The organism is Hydrogenophaga sp. (assembly GCF_050182545.1).
Taxonomy (GTDB): domain Bacteria; phylum Pseudomonadota; class Gammaproteobacteria; order Burkholderiales; family Burkholderiaceae_C; genus Hydrogenophaga.
Genome location: NZ_JBFXCD010000030.1, coordinates 1 through 22,343, shown reverse-complemented (window position 1 = coordinate 22,343; position 22,343 = coordinate 1). Strand labels below are relative to the sequence as shown.

At 67.7% G+C, this 22,343-nt stretch carries 24 protein-coding genes; 13 read left to right on the top strand and 11 right to left on the bottom strand.

What is annotated here, in order from left to right:
- Positions 1-110 precede the first annotated feature (110 nt).
- From urtA to AB7P10_RS19580, 7 genes are all read left to right on the top strand, one after another.
- Positions 111-1,379 carry an urea ABC transporter substrate-binding protein gene (gene urtA / locus AB7P10_RS19610; protein WP_428295523.1) on the top strand — a complete coding sequence of 423 codons (1,269 nt, stop codon included), beginning with the start codon at positions 111-113 and terminating at the stop codon, positions 1,377-1,379.
- A 32-nt stretch (positions 1,380-1,411) separates the two neighbouring features.
- The gene (urtB, locus tag AB7P10_RS19605) at positions 1,412-2,326 is read left to right on the top strand and encodes an urea ABC transporter permease subunit UrtB (protein WP_428295522.1); all 915 of its coding nucleotides are present in this window, start codon (positions 1,412-1,414) and stop codon (positions 2,324-2,326) included.
- Between the two features lie 25 nt (positions 2,327-2,351).
- On the top strand, positions 2,352-3,572 hold the full coding sequence (gene urtC / locus AB7P10_RS19600) for an urea ABC transporter permease subunit UrtC (protein WP_428295521.1): 1,221 nt from the start codon (positions 2,352-2,354) through the stop codon (positions 3,570-3,572).
- 21 nt (positions 3,573-3,593) lie between these two features.
- The gene (gene urtD / locus AB7P10_RS19595) at positions 3,594-4,337 is read left to right on the top strand and encodes an urea ABC transporter ATP-binding protein UrtD (RefSeq protein WP_428295520.1); all 744 of its coding nucleotides are present in this window, start codon (positions 3,594-3,596) and stop codon (positions 4,335-4,337) included.
- Positions 4,338-4,487: 150 nt separating this feature from the next.
- On the top strand, positions 4,488-5,177 hold the full coding sequence (gene urtE, locus AB7P10_RS19590; RefSeq protein ID WP_428295519.1) for an urea ABC transporter ATP-binding subunit UrtE: 690 nt from the start codon (positions 4,488-4,490) through the stop codon (positions 5,175-5,177).
- Between the two features lie 43 nt (positions 5,178-5,220).
- A complete protein-coding gene (gene fmdA / locus AB7P10_RS19585; RefSeq protein WP_428295518.1) occupies positions 5,221-6,447 on the top strand; it encodes a formamidase in 1,227 nt (408 codons plus the stop codon).
- Between the two features lie 7 nt (positions 6,448-6,454).
- Positions 6,455-6,796 (top strand): FmdB family zinc ribbon protein, encoded by a 342-nt coding sequence (locus AB7P10_RS19580; RefSeq protein WP_428295517.1) that lies wholly within the window; start codon positions 6,455-6,457, stop codon positions 6,794-6,796.
- A 21-nt stretch (positions 6,797-6,817) separates the two neighbouring features.
- On the opposite strand, the gene AB7P10_RS19575 is transcribed toward AB7P10_RS19580, so the two are convergent.
- Positions 6,818-7,303 (bottom strand): hypothetical protein, encoded by a 486-nt coding sequence (locus tag AB7P10_RS19575; RefSeq protein WP_428295516.1) that lies wholly within the window; start codon positions 7,301-7,303, stop codon positions 6,818-6,820.
- Positions 7,304-7,435: 132 nt separating this feature from the next.
- Here AB7P10_RS19575 and AB7P10_RS19570 point away from each other — a divergent pair, with 132 nt between their 5' ends.
- From AB7P10_RS19570 to AB7P10_RS19555, 4 genes are all read left to right on the top strand, one after another.
- On the top strand, positions 7,436-8,476 hold the full coding sequence (locus tag AB7P10_RS19570; protein WP_428295515.1) for an aliphatic amidase: 1,041 nt from the start codon (positions 7,436-7,438) through the stop codon (positions 8,474-8,476).
- Positions 8,428-9,288 (top strand): CbbQ/NirQ/NorQ/GpvN family protein, encoded by an 861-nt coding sequence (locus tag AB7P10_RS19565; protein WP_428295514.1) that lies wholly within the window; start codon positions 8,428-8,430, stop codon positions 9,286-9,288. The genes AB7P10_RS19570 and AB7P10_RS19565 overlap by 49 nt, the downstream gene beginning before the upstream one ends.
- Positions 9,289-9,300: 12 nt before the next feature.
- Complete coding sequence (locus tag AB7P10_RS19560) at positions 9,301-10,920, top strand: nitric oxide reductase activation protein NorD (RefSeq protein ID WP_428295513.1); 1,620 nt, start codon at positions 9,301-9,303, stop codon at positions 10,918-10,920.
- A 98-nt stretch (positions 10,921-11,018) separates the two neighbouring features.
- On the top strand, positions 11,019-11,267 hold the full coding sequence (locus tag AB7P10_RS19555; protein ID WP_428295512.1) for a hypothetical protein: 249 nt from the start codon (positions 11,019-11,021) through the stop codon (positions 11,265-11,267).
- 8 nt (positions 11,268-11,275) lie between these two features.
- Here the strand turns inward: AB7P10_RS19555 and AB7P10_RS19550 are convergent, their stop codons facing one another.
- Positions 11,276-11,875, bottom strand: a complete 600-nt coding sequence (locus AB7P10_RS19550; protein WP_428295511.1) for a hypothetical protein — start codon at positions 11,873-11,875, stop codon at positions 11,276-11,278.
- 99 nt (positions 11,876-11,974) lie between these two features.
- Between AB7P10_RS19550 and AB7P10_RS19545 the strand changes: the two genes are divergently transcribed.
- Positions 11,975-12,199 carry a hypothetical protein gene (locus AB7P10_RS19545; protein WP_428295510.1) on the top strand — a complete coding sequence of 75 codons (225 nt, stop codon included), beginning with the start codon at positions 11,975-11,977 and terminating at the stop codon, positions 12,197-12,199.
- 19 nt (positions 12,200-12,218) lie between these two features.
- Here the strand turns inward: AB7P10_RS19545 and AB7P10_RS19540 are convergent, their stop codons facing one another.
- Genes AB7P10_RS19540 through AB7P10_RS19515 form a run of 6 tightly spaced genes read right to left on the bottom strand, consistent with a single transcriptional unit; the run spans position 12,219 to position 19,221 of the window.
- Entirely contained in the window at positions 12,219-12,611 is a 393-nt protein-coding gene (locus AB7P10_RS19540) for a RidA family protein (protein WP_428295509.1), read from the bottom strand.
- An 11-nt stretch (positions 12,612-12,622) separates the two neighbouring features.
- Positions 12,623-14,278 (bottom strand): AMP-binding protein, encoded by a 1,656-nt coding sequence (locus AB7P10_RS19535; RefSeq protein ID WP_428295508.1) that lies wholly within the window; start codon positions 14,276-14,278, stop codon positions 12,623-12,625.
- Positions 14,279-14,294: 16 nt separating this feature from the next.
- On the bottom strand, positions 14,295-15,494 hold the full coding sequence (locus tag AB7P10_RS19530) for an acyl-CoA dehydrogenase family protein (RefSeq protein WP_428295507.1): 1,200 nt from the start codon (positions 15,492-15,494) through the stop codon (positions 14,295-14,297).
- Positions 15,495-15,506: 12 nt separating this feature from the next.
- The gene (locus tag AB7P10_RS19525) at positions 15,507-16,361 is read right to left on the bottom strand and encodes an enoyl-CoA hydratase family protein (protein WP_428295506.1); all 855 of its coding nucleotides are present in this window, start codon (positions 16,359-16,361) and stop codon (positions 15,507-15,509) included.
- A complete protein-coding gene (locus AB7P10_RS19520; RefSeq protein WP_428295505.1) occupies positions 16,358-16,864 on the bottom strand; it encodes a MarR family winged helix-turn-helix transcriptional regulator in 507 nt (168 codons plus the stop codon). Before AB7P10_RS19520 ends, AB7P10_RS19525 begins: the two co-directional genes overlap by 4 nt.
- Positions 16,861-19,221 (bottom strand): bifunctional salicylyl-CoA 5-hydroxylase/oxidoreductase, encoded by a 2,361-nt coding sequence (locus AB7P10_RS19515; RefSeq protein WP_428295504.1) that lies wholly within the window; start codon positions 19,219-19,221, stop codon positions 16,861-16,863. Before AB7P10_RS19515 ends, AB7P10_RS19520 begins: the two co-directional genes overlap by 4 nt.
- A 159-nt stretch (positions 19,222-19,380) precedes the next feature.
- On the opposite strand from AB7P10_RS19515, the gene AB7P10_RS19510 reads away from it, so the two are divergent.
- Entirely contained in the window at positions 19,381-19,707 is a 327-nt protein-coding gene (locus tag AB7P10_RS19510) for a DUF1840 domain-containing protein (protein ID WP_428295503.1), read from the top strand.
- A 9-nt stretch (positions 19,708-19,716) separates the two neighbouring features.
- On the opposite strand, the gene AB7P10_RS19505 is transcribed toward AB7P10_RS19510, so the two are convergent.
- The 3 genes from AB7P10_RS19505 to AB7P10_RS19495 all read right to left on the bottom strand — a co-directional run bounded on the left by AB7P10_RS19505 (position 19,717) and on the right by AB7P10_RS19495 (position 22,191).
- Complete coding sequence (locus AB7P10_RS19505) at positions 19,717-20,730, bottom strand: Bug family tripartite tricarboxylate transporter substrate binding protein (RefSeq protein ID WP_428295502.1); 1,014 nt, start codon at positions 20,728-20,730, stop codon at positions 19,717-19,719.
- A complete protein-coding gene (locus AB7P10_RS19500) occupies positions 20,727-21,098 on the bottom strand; it encodes a hypothetical protein (RefSeq protein ID WP_428295501.1) in 372 nt (123 codons plus the stop codon). Before AB7P10_RS19500 ends, AB7P10_RS19505 begins: the two co-directional genes overlap by 4 nt.
- A gap of 109 nt (positions 21,099-21,207) precedes the next feature.
- Positions 21,208-22,191, bottom strand: a complete 984-nt coding sequence (locus AB7P10_RS19495; protein ID WP_428295500.1) for a tripartite tricarboxylate transporter substrate-binding protein — start codon at positions 22,189-22,191, stop codon at positions 21,208-21,210.
- Positions 22,192-22,343 lie beyond the last annotated feature (152 nt).

The window sequence follows — 22,343 nt, the reverse complement described above, 5'->3', positions numbered from 1 at the left end:
TGCGGCCTCTACGTTATTTGACGTATGGGCGCCATACGGTGCTGTCCCTAGTCTTCACCCCAGTCGGCACACCGCCGGTTTCACCGTCCCAAACGTCCCAGGAGTCCACCATGAAGCACCTCTCCGATCCGAATGCCTTCTCCCTCGAAACGCCGGAAGCCAGCCGCCGCCGCGTGCTGCAGATGCTGGGCGCCGCCGGCCTGGCCGGGTTGCCCGCCTGGAGTTTTGGCCAGCCCACCGCACAGGTGAACACCACCAAGCTCGCCGTGACCGACACCGAAGTCACCGTGGGGCAATTGCACTCGTCCACCGGCACCATGGCCATTTCGGAGACCGGCTCTATCCAGGCCGAGCAGCTCGCCATCGACGAGATCAATGCCATGGGTGGCATCCTCGGTCGCAAGATCAAGGTCATCAAGGAAGACGGCGCCTCCGACTGGCCCACCTTCGCCGAGAAGTCCAAGAAGCTGCTGATCAACGACCGCTGCGCGGCCGTCTTCGGCTGCTGGACCAGTGCCTCGCGCAAGGCGGTGCTGCCGGTGTTCGAGAAAGAGAACGGCCTGCTGTACTACCCGACGTTCTATGAAGGCCTGGAGCAGTCCAAGAACGTGATCTACACCGGCCAGGAGGCGACGCAGCAGATCCTCTACAGCCTGGACTGGGCGCAGAAGGAGAAGAAGGCCAAGACCTTCTTCCTCATCGGCTCCGACTACATCTGGCCGCGCACGTCGATGAAGATCGCGCGCAAGCACATCGAGAACTTCCAGAAGGGCAAGGTCGTTGGCGAGGAGTACTACCCGCTGGGCAGCACCAACTTCGGCTCGCTGATGAACAAGATCAAGCTGCAAAAGCCCGACTGCATCTTTGCCGCCGTGGTGGGTGGCTCCAATGTGGCCTTCTACAAGGCGCTCAAGGCCGCCGGCATCACGGGTGACAAGCAGCTGCTGGTGACCCTGTCGGTGACCGAGGACGAGATGACCGGCGTGGGCGGTGAAAACTTCAAGGGTTTCTACTCGTCCATGAAGTACTTCCAGTCGCTGGAGAACGAGAACAACAAGAAGTTCGTCGCGGCTTTCAAGGCCAAGTACGGCAAGGACGCCGTCATCGGCGACGTGACGCAGGCCGGCTACCTGGGCCCCTGGCTGTGGAAGGCCGCGGTCGAGAAGGCCAAGAGCTTTGACGTGGACAAGGTCGTGGCGGCCTCCGAGACCGGCATCGAGCTCAAGACCGCACCTGAGGGCTACGTGAAGCTGGATGCGAACCACCACCTGTGGAGCAAGTCGCGCATCGCCATGGGCATGCCGGACGCGACCTTCAAGGTGGTCTCGGAGTCACCCGACCTGATCAAGCCGGACCCCTTCCCCAAGGGATACCAGTAAGTCCTGCCACCCCATCTGTCTGGAGATCCCTCATGAGTTTCAACGACCTGCTCAACATCGGCCTGATGCAGGGCTTTGCGGGCCTGAGCCTGTTCGCCGTGCTGCTGCTCATGGGGCTGGGCCTGGCCATCATCTTCGGGCAGATGGGCGTGATCAACATGGCGCATGGCGAGTTCATGACCATCGGCGCCTACACCATCTTCCTGGGCTCCACCCTGGCTGAGTCGATCAGCCCCGGGGCCATCGCCGCGTATTTTCCCTTTGCCATCGTCGCCGCCTTCGTGTTCGCCTTCATCGCCGGCTGGCTGGTGGAGTGGGCGCTGATCCGCCACCTCTACAAGCGCCCGCTCGACACGCTGCTGGCCACCTGGGGCATCAGCCTGGCCATGCAGCAGTGCTTCCGCACCTTCATCGGACCCAAGGAAGTGAGCCCCAAGCTGCCCGACTGGCTGCTGGGCTCCTGGGCGCCCGCCGAGGGGCTGGACATTCCCATCAACGGCATGTTCGTGCTGGCGCTCACCGCGGTGGTGACGGTGGGTGTGCTGATCGCGCTGCACAAGAGCCGCTGGGGCCTGCGTGTGCGCGCCACGGTGAACAACCGCGTCATGGCCAATGCCACCGGCATCGACACCCGCAAGACCGACCGCCTGACCTTCGCCATCGGCTGCGGCATTGCCGGTGTGGCCGGCGCGGCCTTCACCACCATCGGTTCCACCGGCCCCACTTCCGGTTCGCTCTACATCGTGGATGCCTTCCTCGTCGTCACCTTCGGTGGCGCGGCCAGCCTGCTGGGCACCGTGGTGTCTGCCTTCGGCATCGCCCAGACGCAGTCGATCAGCGAGTTCTTCCTGGCCGGCTCCATGGCCAAGATGCTCACGCTCTCGCTCATCGTGGTGATTCTGATGTTGCGGCCGCAAGGCTTGTTCGCTTCAAAAGTGCGACGCTGAATTTTTTGACTCCCGGAGCATGTTCATGAACGCCCTGAAAGCCTGGATCAACCGCTACCAGCTCGCCAGCCTGGTGCTTCTCACGCTGCTGCTGGCCGTGGTGCTGCCGCTCTCGCTCGACATCTTCCGCCTCAACCTGGTGGGCAAGTACCTCACCTACGCCTTCGTGGCCATCGGGCTGGTGATGCTGTGGGGCTACGGCGGCGTGCTCAGCCTGGGGCAGGGCGTGTTTTTCGGCCTCGGCGGTTACGCCATGGCCATGTTCCTCAAGCTGGAGGCGTCCGACCCCGAGAGCACGAAGATCCAGTCCACGCCCGGCATTCCGGACTTCATGGACTGGAACCAGATCACCGAACTGCCTTCGTTCTGGGTGCCGTTCAAGAGCTTTCCGTTCGCGCTGGCGGCTGTCATCGTGGTGCCCACGCTGCTGGCCTGGCTCATCAGCTTCGCCATGTTCAAGCGGCGCGTGGGTGGCGTGTACTTCGCCATCATCACGCAGGCGGTGGCGCTCATCCTCACGGTGCTCATCATCGGCCAGCAGGGCTTCACCGGTGGCGTCAACGGCATGACCGACCTCAAGACCCTGCTGGGCTGGGACACGCGCACCGACAGCGCCAAGTACATCCTGTACTACATCTGCGTCGGCATGCTGGTGCTTTCCATCGTGGTCTGCCGCTGGATCCAGACCAGCAAGCTGGGCACCCTGCTGCTGGCCATGCGCGACAAGGAAGACCGCGTGCGCTTCTCGGGCTACGACGTGGCCGACTTCCGCATCTTCGTCTTCTGCCTGGCGGCCGCGCTCTCGGGCATCGGCGGCGCACTGTTCACCCTGCAGGTGGGCTTCATGTCGCCCAGCTTCGTGGGCATCGTGCCGTCCATCGAAATGGTGATCTACGCCGCTGTGGGCGGGCGCATGAGCCTGGTGGGCGCGGTCTATGGCGCGCTGCTGGTCAACGCCGGCAAGACCTACTTCTCCGAGAGCTTCCCCGACGCCTGGCTGTTCCTGATGGCCGCGCTGTTCATCGGCGTGACCATGGCCTTCCCCATGGGCCTGGCCGGCCTGTGGGAGAGCCGCATCGTGCCGTGGTGGAAGTCGCGCCAGAGCGCGCTGCGTGCCGCCTCGGCCGCGCGGCCCCAGCCGCCATCGCCGCCACCGCACGCGCCCATGGCCACGCCCAGGGCGCCCACAGCCGCCGTCGACGTTGACGTCCCGCTGCCGGAAGGCACCCGCGGCCAGAGCGTCTGAGCCGACCACGGAGAACCCGACATGAGCAACACCGACTTCGCCCTCGCTGTGGAAGACCTCACCGTCTCCTTCGACGGCTTCAAGGCCATCGACGCCCTCACGCTCTACATCGACCGCAACGAGCTGCGCGTGATCATCGGCCCCAATGGCGCGGGCAAGACCACGCTGCTGGACCTGATCTGCGGCAAGACCAAGGCGAGCGCCGGCAGCATCAAATTCAAGAACGCCGAAATCATCCAGATCCCCGAGCACAAGCGCGTGCGCCTGGGCATTGGCCGCAAGTTCCAGACGCCATCGATCTACGAGAACCTGTCGGTGCTGCAGAACCTGGAGGTGTCCTTCCCGTCAGGCCGCTCGGTCTGGGGTGCGCTGGCCTTCACCGCCACCGAAGAGATCCAGGCGCGCGTGCAGGCGGTGGCCCTGGAGATCGGCCTGGTCGACAAGCTCGACACCGAGGCCGGCCTGCTCTCGCACGGGCAGAAGCAGTGGCTGGAGATCGGCATGCTGCTGATGCAGGAGCCCGAACTGCTGATGCTCGACGAACCCATTGCCGGCATGAGCGCGCGCGAGCGCGACCTCACCGCCGAGCTGCTGCACCGCATCTGCCAGAACCGCGCCGTGATCGTGATCGAGCACGACATGGAGTTCGTCAAGAAGATCGCCCACAAGGTCACCGTCATGCACCAGGGAAAGATCCTGGCCGAGGGTCCGATGGACCAGGTGCAGGCCGACCCGAAAGTGATCGACGTGTACCTCGGGCATTGACATGAAACACCCCCTGCGCCGCTTTGCGTCTTCCCCCTCTCTCTCGCCTTCGGCGGGAGGGGGACGGCACCAGAGGCCCGGCAAAGCCGGTTCCTCAGTGCCCCTGGAATCATCCCGCGCGCCGACGCGAGTTTCGATTGAGGAGTTCGTATGTTGAAAGTCAAGGACCTCGTCGTCGCCTACGGCCAGAGCCAGGCGCTGCACGGCATCTCGTTCGAGACGCGCGAGAACGAGTGCGTGGCCATCATGGGCCGCAACGGTATGGGCAAGACCACGCTGTTCAAGAGCCTGATCGGCATCCTGCCGGTGAAGACCGGGCACATCGCGATCGCCGGCCAGGAGGTCTCGCAGCTGGAGAGCTTTCAGCGGGTGGCCAAAGGCATTGCCTATGTGCCGCAGGGCCGCATGATCTTTCCCACCCTCACGGTGGAGGAAAACATCCAGACCGGCCTGGAGAACGCCAGGACCAAGACCATCCCGGAGGAGATCTACGCGCTGTTCCCGGTGCTGTGGGACATGCGACGGCGCAAGGGCGGCAACCTCTCGGGCGGGCAGCAGCAGCAGCTCGCCATCGCGCGCGCGCTCGTCACCGACCCCAAGGTGCTGCTGCTCGACGAGCCCACCGAAGGCATCCAGCCTTCCATCATCAAGGACATCGCCAAGGCGCTCAACGAGATCCGCAAGATGCGCCGGATCACCATCGTCGTCTCCGAGCAAGTGCTCTCGTTCGCCATGGACGTGGCCGACCGCCTGTTCGTCATCGAAGGCGGTCGCCTGGTGCATGAGACCGACCGCGCCGACACCGACCAGCAGCGCATCAAGTCCTACCTCTCCGTCTGATCCGTTCCCTTCATTTTTCCGTCCACCCCAAGGAGCACAAGCCATGCCCGAGACCCTCATCAAAGTCGACCTCACGCAACCCGCGCCGTCCAACGAAATGGTGCACAACCGCTGGCACCCGGACATCCCGATGGCCTGCTGGGTCAACCCGGGTGACGATTTCGTGCTGGAGACCTACGACTGGACGGGCGGCTTCATCAAGAACAACGACAGCGCGGACGACGTGCGCGACATCGACCTGAGCACGGTGCACTACCTCAGCGGCCCGGTGGGCGTGAAGGGCGCGCAGCCCGGTGACCTGCTGGTGGTCGAGCTGCTCGACATCGGCGCCAAAGACGACAGCCTGTGGGGCTTCAACGGCTTCTTCAGCAAGAAGAACGGCGGCGGCTTCCTGACCGAACACTTCCCGCAGGCCCAGAAGTCCATCTGGGACTTCCACGGCATGTTCACCACCTCGCGCCACGTGCCTGGCGTGAAGTACGCCGGCCTGATCCACCCCGGCCTGATCGGCTGCCTGCCCGACCCGAAGATGCTGGAGACCTGGAACACGCGCGAGCAGGCGCTGATCGATTCCGACCCCGCCACCAGCGGCCTGGCCAACCCGCCGTTTGCCGGCACGGCGCACATGGGCAAGCTCACCGGCGAGGCGAAGGCGAAGGCCGCGGCCACCGGCGCGCGCACCGTGCCGCCGCGCGAGCACGGCGGCAACTGCGACATCAAGGACCTCTCGCGCGGCTCCAAGGTGTTCTTCCCGGTGTATGTCGAAGGCGCGGGCCTGTCCGTGGGTGACCTGCACTTCAGCCAGGGCGATGGCGAGATCACCTTCTGCGGCGCGATCGAGATGGCCGGCTGGGTGCACATGAAGGTCTCCATCATCAAGGACGGCATGGCCAAGTACGGCATCAAGAACCCCATCTTCAAGCCCAGCCCGATCACGCCCACCTACAACGATTACGTGATCTTCGAAGGCATCAGCGTCGACGAGAGCGGCAAGCAGTACTACCTGGACGTGAACGTGGCCTACCGCCAGGCCTGCCTGAACGCCATCGAATACCTGAAGAAGTTCGGCTACTCGGGCGCGCAGGCCTACTCCATCCTGGGCACCGCGCCCGTGCAGGGCCACATCAGCGGCGTGGTGGACGTGCCCAACGCCTGCGCCACGCTGTGGCTGCCCACGCAGATATTCGACTTCGACATCAACCCCAATGCCAGCGGACCCGTCAAGCACCTGGACGGTTCGGTGGTGATGCCCTTGTCACCGGACCTGTGAACGCGCCATGCCGACCTACGACTACGACTGCCCGTCCTGTGGCGGCTTCGATGCGTTTCGCAGCCTGAGCGCGCGCAACGAACCGGCCGCCTGCCCGGACTGCGGCACGGCTTCGCCGCGTGTGTTCGTCACCGCGCCGCGCCTGGCGCTGATGGACGGCGCCACACGCGCGGCCATCGGCATCAACGAGCGCGCGCGGCACGAGCCGAAACACTCGGGCGACTACGCGCGCCTGAAACACCCGCCGGGTTGCGGTTGTTGTGGCACCGGACGCAGCAAGGCCACGGTGACCGCGCCCAACGGCGCCAAAGGCTTCCCGTCAAAACGCCCCTGGATGATCAGCCACTGACGAACGCGCGGTCGCATGCGCTCAGCGGCTGGCCGCTGCGGTGGTGCTCCTGCTGCTGCCCACCGGCAGCGTGACGATCACAGTGCTGTGCTCGCCCCGCACGCGCAAGTCGCCGTGGGCCTCGATGCGCAGGCCCAGTTCACCCTCGCCGTCCTGGAGCTTGCGCAGCAGCTCGGCCACCGGGATGCGGCAGTCCCAGGACCCCGCATCCCGGGGACCGCAGGGCACGTGTGGCTGCAGCCGCGCCGGGTCGTAGGGTGTGCGCCGCACGAACGGGAAGACGTGCACCTGCTGCAGCGGATCGGTGGCGATGAAGCTGAGCGTGAGGTGGGTGGACGCGGCGCCCAGGCGGGTGGGCGTGACGCCGAAGACGACGAAGGGTGCGTCGTTCATCAGGTACTGCGTGACGGCCGGATGGCCGTCCAGCGACGAGTCCGCGCCCGCCGCGGTGCCTGCGAGGGCGGCCAGAAGGAGCGTGCTCGACCGCAACCGGTTCAGGGTGCGCATGGTGAATGTCTCCGTTGTCGCGGGCATTCTGACGCCGCTGCCGGCTACGTCAATTGACGTATACGCCATGTCCGGGCCCGCTTCCACAATGGCCGCCGTCCCATCCATTTCCCACAGCGAGGTTGAACTGCCATGATGCACGGCGACATTTCAAGCAGCAAGGACACGGTCGGCGTGGCCGTGGTCAATTACAAGATGCCACGCCTGCACACCAAGGCCGAGGTGCTGGACAACGCGCGCAAGATCGCCGACATGATCGTGGGCATGAAGAGTGGCCTGCCCGGCATGGACCTGGTGATCTTTCCCGAGTACAGCACGCACGGCATCATGTATGACGCGAAGGAGATGTACGACACCGCGTCCACCGTGCCCGGAGCCGAGACCGAGATATTCGCCGAGGCCTGCCGCAAGGCCAGGGTGTGGGGCGTGTTCTCGCTCACCGGCGAGCAACATGAAGAGCACCCGTACAAGGCGCCCTACAACACGCTGATCCTGATGAACGACCAGGGCGAGATCGTGCAGAAGTACCGCAAGATCATGCCCTGGGTGCCCATTGAAGGCTGGTACCCCGGCAACTGCACCTACGTCTCCGAAGGCCCCAAGGGCCTGAAGATCAGCCTCATCATCTGCGACGACGGCAACTACCCCGAGATCTGGCGCGACTGCGCCATGAAGGGCGCCGAGCTCATCGTGCGCTGCCAGGGCTACATGTACCCCGCCAAGGACCAGCAGGTGCTCATGGCCAAAGCCATGGCCTGGGCCAACAACAGCTACGTGGCGGTGGCCAATGCGTCGGGCTTCGACGGTGTCTACAGCTACTTCGGACACAGCGCCCTCATCGGTTTTGACGGGCGCACGCTGGGCGAATGCGGCGAGGAAGACTACGGCGTGCAGTACGCCGCGCTTTCGACCAGCCTGATTCGCGACTTCCGCAAGAACGCGCAGAGCGAGAACCACCTGTTCAAGCTGCTGCACCGCGGCTACACCGGCATGATCAACTCCCGCGATGGCGACAAGGGCGCGGCCGCCTGCCCGTATGGCTTCTACGCCAACTGGGTCAACGACCCCGAAGGCACGCAGAAGGCGGTGGAGGCGATCACGCGGCCCATGGTGGGGACGGAGGAATGTCCGATCGAGGGCATTCCCAACCCGGCCACCGTCGGCCACCGCTGACGGTGTCTGCCGCCGATCCACTGGCCGACTGGCGCCTTGCCCGGGAGCCGTTCTACCAGCCGGTGGGCGGTGAGATCGCCGCTTTCGAGGCCGCGCGCACGGCACGCCTGCCGGTGCTGCTCAAAGGTCCCACGGGCTGTGGCAAGACGCGCTTCGTCGAGCACATGGCCTGGCGGCTCAAGCTGCCTCTGGTCACCGTCGCCTGCCACGAAGACCTGACGGCGGGCGATCTCGCCGGGCGCTGGCTGCTTGACGCGCAGGGCACGCGCTGGATGGACGGGCCGCTGGCGCTGGCCGCGCGCCATGGCGCGCTGTGCTACCTGGACGAACTGCTGGAGGCGCGCTCCGACACCACGGTGTTGCTGCACCCGCTGGCCGACACGCGCCGCGTGCTGCCGCTGGAGCGCCATGGCGAGATGCTGCCTGCGCACCCGGACTTTCAGCTCGTGGTCAGCTACAACCCGGGCTACCAGGGCCTGCACAAGGCGCTCAAGCCTTCGACGCGCCAGCGCTTCGTGGCGCTGGCCTTCGACTACCCCGAACCGGCCACCGAAGCCGCCATCGTGGCGCGCGAGGGCGGTGTGGACGACACGACCGCGCAGCGCCTGGTGGCACTGGGCGGGCGCACCCGGCGCTTGCAGGACCAGGGTCTGGACGAGGGCGCGTCCACCCGCATGCTGGTGCATGCCGCGCTGCTGGTGCGCGCCGGCTTGCCACCGCGGGCCGCGGCCCTGCAGGCGATGGCCGATCCGCTCAGCGACGACCCCGAACTGGTCGAGGTGCTGCACGCGCTGGTGCGTGCCAGCTTCTGAGCCGGTCGCGCCGTGTCCACCGAACCTCTGGCGCAGATGGCGAACCTGGCCCGGGCGCTGTGGGGCCAGCCGTGGCGCACCGAGACCATGCCACAGGCGCGCGGCGAAGGCGCCCGGCCCGTGATCACACGCGACGGGGACGGCCCGCACGTGCTGCACCTGCCGCCCGCACTGCCGGCGATCGCGCGCGACCACGCGCTCGCGGTGGCCGCCCATGCCGCCGCGCACGCGCGTTTTGGCGGCCCGCCCCAATCCCGGGCCGGGCTCAAGCAGGTGCAGCAGGCCTTGCTCGGCGTGCTGGAGGACGCGCGCGTGGAGTGGCTTGCGCTGCAGGAGCTGCCCGGTCTGCGTGCGGTGTGGTGGCCGTATCACTGCGGGCCGGGGGCACTGCGTGGGAGTGGTTTTGAAGACCTGCTCGCGCGCCTGTCGGCCTGCCTGCTGGCACCCGCACATGCTGACCCGCACCCCTGGATTGCGCGCGTGAAGTCGATGTTCTTCGCCGCCGACGGCCACACGCTGGCCCTTCGCACGCCCGGCGACGTGCGCGCAGCGGCCTCGCGGTTGGGGCACGACATCGGGCAGATGCGCCTGCCGTTCAACGCCAGAACCTATGCGGTGCATGCCACCTGCCGCGACGACAACAGCCACCTCTGGTTGCCAGACGCGAGCCTGCCACCCTCGGACGCGGTGTTGTCGGGAGACGCGGGCCCCGTCCGCGAAGGCGGCGCAGCGGCGGATGCGCACCCCGAGGCCCCCGGGCCGGGCAACGAAGCGCCGGTGGCGCGGCACCCGGAATGGGACCACCGCATTCGCCGCTACCGACCCGACTGGTGCAGTGTGCACACGCGTGCGCCGCCGTTCGCGGATCGCATCCACATGCCCGGCGTGGCCGGCCCGGCGCGCCGACTGGCCGCGCGGCTCGCGGGGCTGCAGGGGCCGCTGCAACGCATGGGCGGGCGCGCGGCCACCGGCGAAGACCTGCACCCGGCGGCGCTGGTCGACACCGGGCTGGACCTGCGCGCCCGTCGCGCACCCGATCCGCGTGTGTACCGGCGCCAGGGGCGGCCGTGTTCGCCTCTCGCGGTGCTGCTCTTGCTCGACGCGTCGGCCTCCACCCGGGGTGCCGCGAGCGAACAGATGCAGCAGGCGGCTGCCACGGCCGCGCTGGCGCTGCAGCGGATAGGTCATCGCACGGCCCTCTGGGCCTTCTCCAGCGAGGGCCGGCACCAGGTCCGGATGCCGTGCCTCAAGGGTTGGGACGACACCATGGCACGTGCCGCGCTGCCGGTGCTGCGCGGTGAAGCTTCCACCCGCATGGGTGCCGCGTTGCGCCATGCCCTGCAGCTGCAGGCCTCGGACGCACGCCGGCACCCGGCGCACCGGCGCGTGGTCGTGCTGTTTACCGATGACGAGCTGCACGACATCGACGTGCACGACCCCGGCTACCTGCCGGCCGACCTGCAGCGTGCCGGGCACGAAGCGCTGCGCCAGGGTGTGGCGGTGCGGGGCCTGGTGTTCAGCCCGGGCGCGCCTGAGGTGCTGGCGCGGGCGCTGGGCCATGGCACCCTGGTGCGCCAGGCCGGAGAGCTGCCGGGCGCGCTGGCCCGGGTGCTGTCCCGGCAGGCGCCCTGACGGCGCCGTCCGCAAGGCCGGATGGAGTACCCCAGGAGGGTATTCTTGACAGCGCTCGGGCTCGCGTCTCCAATGGCGCTTTCAACCCGGAGACCCCCATGCGCCTCGTCGTCGCCTGTACCCTCGCGTTCGCCGCCCTTGTGCCCGTTGCCTCCCTGGCCGAAGGCATGAGCTGCAACGCAGCCGCCATGGAAAAGAAACTGGCCGGTGCGGCCAAGACCTCGTTCCTGAAGAAGTGCACCCGGGACGCCGCGGCCGCCTGCGACATGGCGTCGGCCGAGAAGAAACTCTCGGGCGCGGCGAAGACCAGCTTCACCAAGAAGTGCAACCGCGACGCGGTGGGCTGAGCGCGGTCTCAGACGCCGGTCAACGCGGCGTAGGCCCGGCGCGTCTCGGGTGACACGGCGGCCAGCACCTGCGCGTGGCTGGTCTGGTGGCGTCGAAGCAGGCGTGCCGATGCGGTCGCCCTCGAACGGCAGTACCAGTGGCAGGTGTGCTGCATCAGGAACAGCTCGGCCGAGAGCAGAAAGGCCTTGTCGCGCGGCGAGCGTTGCGCCTGGTTGGCCGCGGCATCGGCGATGCCCCGCGCGTGGATGCGCAAGGCGTCGCGCAGGTCGAAGCCCGCAGAGGGGAAGAGCTGGCTGGCCCATGCCAGCGGCAGACGGCTCACGCGCGCCGATGCCGTGTCGACCTTGGCGAAATCGCTGGCGAAGCGGCCGAACTGCTCGGCAATCGAGGCCTCGGCGCCGTTGAGCAGGCTCCAGATCTGGTCGCGGCGCGCGGGGTCGTCCTCGCCCAGCGCGCGCAGGTAACCCTGTGTGATGTTCTCCATCAAGGCCTCGATCTGGTACCGGCCAAGATGCCGGCCCAGCAATGCGATGCGCCGTCTCTGCGCCTGTGCGTTGAAGAAGACGACGCACGAGGCAACCGCCAGGGCCAGAATCAGGATGTCCATTGCAGGGTGTGACGCGTGTAAGCAGGCTGCCAGTGTAGTTACCCAAACTGGAGCGGGAATGCGAAAATCCCCCTCCTGCCCCATGACACCCCCGCCCCCATGTCCCGACGTCTGCTGTTGATCGCCCTGGCCATTGCCGTGTGGGCCGCCGGTCTCGCCGCCATTGCATGGGCGGCGGCGGCCTGGCTGGGCCGGGCCCTGTCCACGGGCGAAGGTGTGCTGGTGGGTGTCGCGCTGGCCGTCGCGGTGTTTGTCGTCGTGCAGGGACGCCTGCAGCGCGACCGGCGCAAGATGCAGGACATGCGCGATTCCGCGCTCTGGTGAGCGTGGCCCTGGTGGGACCCTAGTCGGGCACGACCGCCGTCACTTCGATCTCCACTTTCGCCCGCGCCTCCATCAAGGCACTGACCTCCACGCAGGTCATGGCCGGGAAGTGGCGGCCCATCACCTCGCGGTAGACCTCGCCCAGTTCGCGCAGGCGCGCGTTGTATTCCTCGCGATCGGTCACGTACCAGGTCATGCGCACCATGTGCTGCGGGCCGGCGTCTGCGCAGGCGAGCACCTCGCGCACATTGAGCAGGGTCTGGCGTGTCTGCGCGATGAAGTCGTCGCTCTCGAACGCCTGGGCGGCGTTCCAGCCGATCTGGCCGCCCACGTAGACGTGGGTGCCGCGCGCGGCGATGCCGTTGGCGTAGCCTTTGGGTGCTGCCCAGCCGGGCGGTTGCAGGTGCTTCATCTCTTTCGGTCTCAGGGGTTCTGGTGGGCCTGCTGGCGCAGCGCGAAGCGCTGCAGCTTGCCGGTCTCGGTGCGGGGCAACGTGGTCACGAAGACCACCTCGCGCGGGTACTTGTACGGTGCCATGTGCTGCTTCACATGGTCCTGCAAGGCCTTCACTTGCGCGGCGTCGGCGGCCTCGCCAGGCTTGAGCACCACGTAGGCCACGACGATCTGGCCGCGCTCGTCGTCGGGCTTGCCGACCACGCCGCACTCGGCCACGGCCGGGTGCAGCAGCAGCGTGGCCTCCACCTCGGGTCCGGCCACGTTGTAGCCGGCGGTGATGATCATGTCGTCGGTGCGCGCCTGGTAGAAGAAGTAGCCGTCGGCGTCCTGGCTGAAGGCGTCGCCGGGGTAGTTCCAGCCGCCCTTGACGTACTGCGTCTGGCGCGGCTCGTCCAGGTACTTGCAGCCGGTCGGGCCGATCACGGCGAGCTTGCCGACTTCGCCGATCGGCAGCGGCTGGCCGTCATCGCCGACCACGCGCGCCTGGTAGCCCGGCACCACCTGGCCGATGGCACCGCGGCGCACCGCTTCGGGCGGCGAGGAAATGAAGATGTGGAACATCTCGGTGGCGCCGATGCCGTCGAGCATCTCCAGCCCGGTGGCGTCTTTCCAGAGCTGGCGCGTGGCGTCGGGCAGGCCCTCGCCCGCGCTCACGCTGATGCGCAGGCGGCCAATGCCGTGGCGCTGCGCGAACGGGGCCATCTGGCGGTAGAAGGTGGGCGCGGTGTAGCAGATGGTCGCTCCCACGCGGCCGATGAGCTGCACCATCGCCTCAGGCGTATAGGGAATGGACGGGAAGTACACCGAGGCACCCGCCCACATCGGGAACACCAGCAGGCCACCCAGGCCGAAGGTGAAGGCCAGCGGGGGCGAGCCCAGCACGATGTCCTCGGGGGTGGCGCGCAGCACGTGGCGCGGCCAGGTCTCGCAGGCGGCCAGCACGTCGCGGTGGGTGTGCACCGCGGCCTTCGGTGTGCCGGTGGTGCCGGAGGTGAAGGCCAGCAGCGCGATGTCGGTGGCGGCGGTGGGGCAGGGCGTGGCGCGTTCCGGCTGGCGTGCGGCCAGCGCCTCCAGGGACTGCGAGCCGTCCGTGCCACCGGTGTTGAACACCCGCAAGGGCATGCCCGCGTGGTCCGGGTCGGCCGCGAGCGCGGCGCGGAGTTCGTCTTGCAGCTTGACGTCGCACAGCGCCAGCGAAGGCTGTGCCTTGGCGATGATGGCGCCGAGTTCCTTCGCGCGCAGCAGCGGCATGGTGGCCACCGCGATCAGCCCGGCCTGCACCGTGGCCAGCCAGGCCAGCGCCATGGCCACCGAGTTGCCGCCGCGCAGCAGCACGCGGTTGCCCGGCACCAGGCCCAGCTCCCCGGTCAACGCGTTGGCGATGCGGTTCACCTCGGCCTGTGCTTGCGCGTAACTGAGGGTGCGTTCGTCGCTGCGCAACAGTGGACGGTCACCGTGACCGGCGGCCAGGGCGCGTTCGAACAGGGCCTGCACCGCGTTGACCTGGTCGGGCAACTGCAGCTCGGGTCGGTCGAAGCGCAGCTCGGGCCACTGCCCGGGTGGGGGCAGGCGGTCGTGCACGAAGTGGTCGGCTTGTGCGCTGGGGACGGGGCGTGTGGACATGGTGGTGGCGGTGTGATCAGGCGCGCAGCGCGGCCTTGCCAAGGATGAGCAGTTGCACCTCGCTGGCGCCTTCGTAGATGCGCAGCGAGCGGATGTCGCGGTACAGGCTTTCAATCTTCTGGCCGACCTGCACGCCGCGCCCGCCGAACATCTGCAGCGCCATGTCGATCACGCGCTGCGCGTTCTCGGTGGCGCTGAGCTTGGCGCTGGCGGCGGCGGCGGTGTAGGCGGGCGTGCCCGCGCCCTGCGTGGCGCTGCGGTCGCGTTGCCAGGCGGCGCGGTAGGTGAGCAGGGCGGCCGCGTCGATCAGCGCGCTCATCTCGCCCAGGCGCGCCTGCGTGAGCTGGAAGTCGGCCAGCGTCTGGCCGAACATCCTGCGCTGCCTGGCGTGCGCCACGGCTTCTGCGAAGGCCCGGCGCGCCATGCCCAGCGCAGCGGCGGCCACCGAGGCGCGGAAGATGTCCAGCGTGCGCATGGCCAGCTTGAACCCGCCATGCAGCGTGCCGAGCATGGCGTCGCTGGCGATCTCGCAGCCCGCGAAGTGCAGCGTGGCCAGTGGGTGGGGCGCCATCACGTGGATGTGCGCGCTGCTGTCCAGGCCGGCGTGCGGTGCGTCGACGATGAAGGCACTGATGCCGCGCGCGCCGGCATCCGGGTCGGTCTTGGCGAAGACGACGTAGAAGTCCGCCAGGTCGCCGTTGCTGATCCAGGTCTTGCTGCCGTCCAGCGTCCAGCCGTCACCGGTCTGTACCGCGCGCGTGGCCATGGCGGCCACGTCGGAGCCGGCCTCGGGCTCGCTGAGCGCGAACGCCGCGATCTTCTCGCCGCGGGCCACGGCGCCCAGGTACTTCGCCTGCTGCGCGGGTGTGCCCGCGAGCGTGATGGCGCCGCTGCCCAGGCCCTGCATGGCGAAGGCGAAGTCGGCCAGCGGCGAGTGGAAGGCCAGCGTCTCGCGCAGAACCACCAGCGAGCGCGAATCGAGTTCGGGCAGCGCGCCACCCTGCGCCGCGGGCACGCAGTAGCGCAGCCAGCCGGCTTCGCCCAGGCGCTGCACCCAGTCCTTGCAGGCGGCACGGTCGTCGCTCTCGTCCACGTGTTGCAGCGCGCTCCAGTCGGCCAGGCGCTGCGCCAGCGCGGCGTGGTGGGGCTCGAAGAAAGGCAGTTCCCACTGCGCCTGAGGCGGGTGCATGCCGTGGGGGTGTTCGAACGCGACCATCGTGTCTGCCCCTCAATCGCCTTCGAAGACCGGGCGCTGCTTCGCGGCGAACGCTTCGTATGCGCGGCGGAAATCCTGCGTCTGCATGCAGATCGCCTGCGCCTGGGCTTCGGCCTCGATGGCCTGGTCCAGCGTCATGGCCCATTCCTGGTGCAGCATGGTCTTGGTCATGCCGTGCGCGAAGGTCGGTCCCTGCGCGAGTTGCGTGGCCAGCTGGTGCGCGGCGGGCAGCAGCGCGGCGCGGTCGTGCAGCGCGTTGAAGAAGCCCCAGGCGTGGCCTTCGGTGGCGGTCATGGCGCGGCCCGTGAACAGCAGCTCGCTCGCGCGGCCCTGGCCGATCATGCGCGGCAGCAAGGCGCACGCGCCCATGTCGGCGCCGGCCAGACCAACGCGGGTGAACAGGAAGGCGGTGTGGGTCTCGGGCGTGCCCAGGCGCAGGTCGGAGGCCAGGGCCATCATGGCGCCGGCCCCGGCGCACACGCCATCGATGGCGGCCACGATGGGCTGCGGGCAGGCGCGCATGGCGCTGACCAGCGCGCCGGTCATGCGCGTGAAGGCCAGCAGCTCGGGCATGCTCATCTTCGTGAGCGGGCCGATGATCTCGTGCACGTCACCACCCGAGCAGAAGTTGTCGCCCGCACCGGTGAGCACCACGGCCTTGATGTCGGTGGCTTTCTGCAGGCCCAGGAACCAGTCGCGCAGTTCGGCGTACGAATCGAAGGTCAGCGGATTCTTGCGTTCGGGCCGGTTGAGCGTGACGGTGGCCACGCCGTCGTTCACGCTGAGCGTGAAATGCGCGGGGGCTTCGCTGGCCATGGGGCGGTACTGGCCGCGCATCGGGTTGTGGTCGGGGATGGGGTGCTTCATGTCGGGTCCTCGGCGTCCAGGCGCCGGTTGAGTTCGAGTTGTTGCTGCTTGACCTTGCCCAGCAGCCTGTGCAGGCTGTCCAGGTCGCGCGGGCTCATGCCTTCGAAGGCTTCGACGATCCACTGCTCGTGCTGGCGTGCCATGTCCACGAAACTGGTGCGGCCGTGGTCGGTCAGGCGCACGCGAAAGGCGCGCCGGTCGCCGTCCACGCCCATGCGTTCGACCAGGCCCTCGTTCACGAGTTGGTCGGTGATGCCGGTGACATTGCCGCCGGTCACCATGAGCCGGTGCGAGAGCTCCTTCATCTTCAGGCCCTCGGGGTGGCGCTCAAGCTGGGCCATGAGGTCGAAGCGCGGCAGCGTGGTGTCGAACTGCTCGCGCAGGCCGGCGCGCACACGTTTCTCGATCAGCTGGGAGCAGGTCAGCAGCCGCAGCCACAGGCGCAGCTCGTGGGCGTGTTCGCTGTGGGCGCGGGCTTCGAGGTCGAGCGTGGAGCTTTTCATGGCGGCGTGGCGTTGAGGGCCTGCTGGCGAGCGATTTCGCGGTAGAGCTGGTCGCGCCCGCTCTCATAGGGGCGCGGCCATTCGATGGCACGGGTCTGCAGTTTCGCCGCCTCGTGCAACGTCCAGGCCGGGTCGGCCAGGTGCGGGCGCGCCACGGCGCAAAGGTCCGCCCGGCCGGCGGCGATGATGCTGTTGGCGTGGTCGGCCTCGCTGATCGCGCCCACCGCCATGGTCAGGATGCCGGCCTCGTTGCGAACGCGGTCGGCGAACGGGGTCTGGTACATGCGGCCGTAGACCGGTTTCGCCTGGCGCGTGGTCTGGCCCGAGGACACGTCGATCACGTCGCAGCCCGCCGCCTTGAACAGGCGCGCCATCTCGACCGCATCGTCCGGCGTGTTGCCACCCGGTGCCCAGTCGTGGGCGGAGATGCGCACGCTCAACGGCTTGTCCTGCGGCCACACCGCGCGCATGGCGGCAAACACCTCCAGCGGGTAGCGGCAGCGGTTGGCCAGCGAGTCGCCGTACTCGTCGGTGCGCAGGTTGGTCAGCGGGCAGATGAAGGCCGAGAGCAGGTAGCCATGCGCGCAGTGCAGCTCCAGCCAGTCGAAACCGGCTTCTGCGGCGCGTTTCGTCGATGCGACGAACGCGGCGGTCATGGCGTCCATGTCGGCGCGGGTCATGGCGCGCGGCACCTGGTTCTGTTCGCCATAGGGCACGGCGCTGGCCGAGAGCAGCGGCCAGTTGCCTGCGTGCAGGGGTTCGTCGATCTGTTCCCAGCCCAGCTGCGTGGAGCCCTTGGCGCCGCTGTGGCCCAGTTGCAGGCCGATCTTCGCGCTGCTGCTGCCGTGGACGAAGTCGACGATGCGTCGCATGCCAGCTTCTTGTGCGTCGTTCCACAAGCCCGGGCAGCCAGGCGTGATGCGGCCCTCTGGTGTGGGGCTGGTCATCTCCACCATCACCAGCGCGGCGCCACCCAGGGCGCGCGCGCCCAGATGCACCAGGTGGTAGTCGCCTACCACGCCGTCCTGCGCGCTGTACTGCGCCATGGGCGAGACGACGATGCGGTTCTTCAGTGTGAGGCCACGCACCGTGAGGGGCAGCAGCATCGGTGGCGTCGGGTGCTTCTTCGGTGCGCTGCCAGGCATGGCCTGTGCCGCGAGCCAGTTCTCATACCCTTCCAGCCACCGCGCATCGCGCAGGCGCAGGTTTTCGTGGCTGATGCGCTGGCTGCGCGTGAGCAGCGAATAGGCGAACTGCTCGACCTCCATGCCGGTGTAGCGGTCCACGTGCTCGAACCATTCGGTGGAGTTGCGCGCGGCGTTCTGGATCTTGAGCACCTCGACGCTGCGCCGCGCTTCGTAGCCCTGCAGCACCTCGGCCACGTCGGCGTTCGCGTGGCGCGAGAACTCGTCGGCCAGGTCGATCGCGTCTTCCAGCGCGAGCTTGGTGCCGCTGCCAATCGAGAAGTGCGCGGTGTGGGCGGCGTCGCCCATGAGCACGATGGGTGTCTGTCGGCCGGCGATGTCCTGGCGGTGCACCCAGGTGTTGCAGATCACGCGCGGGAAGCGGATCCAGATCGCCGAGCCGCGCAGGTGGGTCGCGTTGCTGATGAGTCCGTGGCCGTCGAGGTACGGGGCGAACAGCTTTTCGCAGAAGGCCACGCCGTCTTCCTGGCTCATCTGGTCAATGCCGTGCGCCTTCCAGACGGCTTCAGGCGTTTCCACGATGAAGGTGGAAGTTTCGCCGTCGAACTTGTAGGCGTGGGCCTGGAACCAGCCGTGCTCGGTCTGCACGAAGGCGAAAGTGAAGGCGTCGAAGGTCTTCTTCGTGCCAAGCCAGACGAAACGGCATTGCCGGGTGTCGATGTCGGGCTGGAAGGTGTCGGCGTAGCGAGTGCGGATGCGGCTGTTGAGGCCGTCGCTGGCGATCACCAGGTCGGCGTTGTATTGCGCGGCCAGGGCCTGGTCGTCGGTGACGTCGGTCTCGAACACCAGGTTCACGCCCAGCGCGAGGCAGCGCTCCTGCAGGATGTTGAGCAGCTTCTTGCGCCCGATGCCGCAGAAGCCATGCCCGCCCGAGCGCACGCGCCCGCCCTTGAAGAACACCTCGATGTCGTCCCAGTGGTTGAATGCCTCACCAATCAGGGCGGCGGATTCGGGGTCGGCGCCGCGCAGGTTGCCCAGTGTCTGGTCCGACAGCACCACGCCCCAGCCGAAGGTATCGAAAGGCCGGTTGCGCTCGACCACGGTGATGGTCAGTGACGGGTCGCGCCGCTTCATCAGCAGCGCGAAGTACAGGCCGGCCGGGCCCCCGCCGATGCACAGGATGCGCTGCAGCGCTGGAACCGATGTTTTCATGCCTAATTAGTTTAGGCTTAAAATATATGGCGCCAACCGGGTAAACCCGTAGCCGACCGCGGCTGCGGCACCCGCGAAACCCGCTTGCCCACAAGGCGATAGGTCTCAGCGGCGCATTGGTGCAAGAATGGTCTTGCACCTCACCACAGGAGGCACACCATGTCCGTGTACCGATTCAAGTCCCGCGAAACGGGCGACCTCGTCATGCTGGAGCAGCACGGCCGACGCATGCTCGAAATCATGGGCAAGGACCCCTCGGGCCCGGGTGTGATTCAGCCCGACCAGATGCCCGCGGCCGTGCAGGCCATCCGCACGGCCGTGGCGGACGACGAGGCGCGCCAGAAGCGCCTGAAGGACGAGGCACAGACCCGCGGAGAGCCCGCGCCCCACTTCGACCCGGTCAGCCTGCGCATGCGCAGCACCCCTTTCATCGAGATGCTGCAGCGCTGCGAAAAGGCGGGAGTGGATATCGTCTGGGGCGTCTGAAGGAAGGCCTCAGTCCACCCGCGCGCCCGACGCCTTCACCACGGGCGCCCACTTGGCGATCTCCGCGTCGATCATGCGGGTGAATTCCTGGGGCGTGTTGCCACCGGGGATCGCGCCCTGTGCCAGCAGGCGCTCCTTCACGGCGGGCTGATTCAGCGCCTTGGCGGTTTCCTGCTGCAGGCGGCTGACGATGTCGGCGGGCGTACCGGCTGGTGCCAGCAGGCCGAACCAGGAACTGGCCTCGAAGCCGTCGAGCTTGCCCGCTTCCGCCACGGTCGGTACATCGGGCAGTGCCGCCGAGCGCACGCCGCTGGTGACCGCGAAAGCGGTGAGCGCGCCGGACTTGATGTGCGGCATGGCCGAGGGCAGGTTGTCGAACATCACGTCCATGGCGCCCGCGAGCATGTCGGTCATGGCCGGACCGGAGCCGCGGTAGGGGATGTGGGTCATGAAGACGCCGGTGCGCGACTTGAACAGCTCACCCGCCAGGTGGATGGAGGTGCCGTTGCCGCTGGAGGCCATGTTGAGCTGGCCCGGACGGGACTTGGCGTACTTCACAAAGTCGGTCACGCTGTTGACGCCCAGTTCCTGTGCGCGTTTGGTGTTCATCACCATCACGTTGGGCACGCCTGCCACCAGGGTGATGGGCGCGAAGTCCTTCTGCGGGTCGTAGGGCAGCTTCGAGTACAGCGACTTGTTGATGCCGTGCGTGCCCACGGTGCCCATGAGCAGGGTGTAGCCATCGCCAGGCGACTTGGCCACCACGTCGGCGCCAATGTTGCCACCGGCACCGGCGCGGTTGTCGACCACGAAGGGCTGGCCGAAAGCCTTGGTGAGCTCGGGTGCGAGCACGCGGGCCAGGATGTCGGTGGTGCCACCGGGCGCGAACGGCACGACGATGCGCACCGGCTTGTTCGGCCAGGCGCCCTGGGCCGCGGCCATCCCGGGCAGGACCATGCCGGCGACGGCCAGCGTGGCCAGAGCGACAAGGCGGCGGCGGGGAAAGGTGGTGGGTGTTGTCATGCGGGTCTCCTGAACAGTCTTTCGATTTGGGAAGCCAGAGCCTGGCCGGTCCGCAGACCGAGCGCCAGGGCGGCGGCATTGGCGTGGCTGAGCTCGCCATCGGCCAGTGTAGAAGCGGCCTGGCCAATGCAGGCGCTCGTGTGCGACACCGTGCAGGCGGCAATGCCATGGGCCTGCAGCAGCGCCAGTCCGGCAATGCCGGCACCGTCCTTGCCGACACCGGCGTCGTTGAACACGGCCAGCAGCGGCCGCGCAGCCAGCGCGTAGCGCGCCGAACTCAGCCCGCCGTGCGATCCGCTCAAAGCAATGCAGCCCGCGTCGGCGGGCTGCAACTCGGTGATGGAGTCCACCACCCGGATGGGGGTCATATCGGGCGCCAGGGTCTTCGTCCAGAGACACCGCGGAACCGGCTCTGCCGGGCCGCAGGTGTCGCCCCCTTGAGGGGGAGGCGCGAAGCGCCGCAGGGGTGATCCCCGCTCAATCCGCGAACTGGCCGGCGGCGTCGATCACGGCCTTGAGCTTGGTGATCTGGTCGCCCACGAAGGCCTTGTGGCCGGCCGGGGTGACACGGTTGTCGGTCACCACCAGTGCGCCCAGGGCCTCCTGGCGCTTGATGAACTCGGGGTCCTTCAGCGCCACCTGCAGGGCGTCGTTGATCTTCTTGACCACGTCGGCCGGCGTGCCCTTGGGCGCGTACAGCGCGTGCCAGATGGTCAGGTTGAAGCCCTTGAGGCCCATTTCCTGCAGCGAGGGGTAGTCCTTGAGCAGCTTGTGCTTGGACAGGGGCTGGGCGGTGGTCACGGCAAAGGCCTTCACGCGGCCGGCCTCGATCTGCGAGGTCGTGTTGGTGGTCTGGTCGCACATCACGTCCACCTGCCCGCCGATCAGGTCGTTCATGGCCGGGCCCGTGCCGCGGTAGGCGATGGTGGTCATGGACTTGTCCAGCTTCACGGCCGACTGCCACATCAGGCCGCACAGGTGCGAGGCCGAGCCCAGGCCGGCATGCGCCAGGTTGAGCTTGCCGCCATTGGCGCGGATGTAGGCCTCGAAGTCGCGGTAGGTGTTGGCCGGCAGCTTGGGCGAGCCCAGCAGCGTCATGGGCACGTCGTTGATCATGCCCAGGTATTCGAAGTCTTCCAGCGGCTTGAATTGCTGCTTGCGGTACAGGCTGGTGGTGGCGGCCATGCCGATGTGCCAGACCAGCAAGGTGTAGCCGTCGGGCGTGGCGCGCGCCACCTTGGTGCCGGCGATGGTGCCACCGGCGCCAGCGGCGTTCTCCACCACGATGTTGGCGTCGCCCAGGGGCTTGCGCATGGCCTCGGCCAGCTGGCGTGCCACGAGGTCGGTGGGACCGCCTGCCGCGAAGGGCACCACGAAGGTGATGGGCTTGCTGGGGAAAGCTTGCGCGAACGCGCCTGCCGATACGGCGGCAGTCAGGGCCAACGTGAGAAGCTTCTTCATACGGTACTCCGGGGGGGTTGGTGAAGCTAGCCCGGATATTTCACCGTAGTAGAGCCACAAACGAGTACGGCATTGCCCTTGTGTGCCCGAAAATCCAGGTGTCGAATCTTGATCAACGAGCGGGCAATGCCGAAGCCAAACTGTACCGAAGA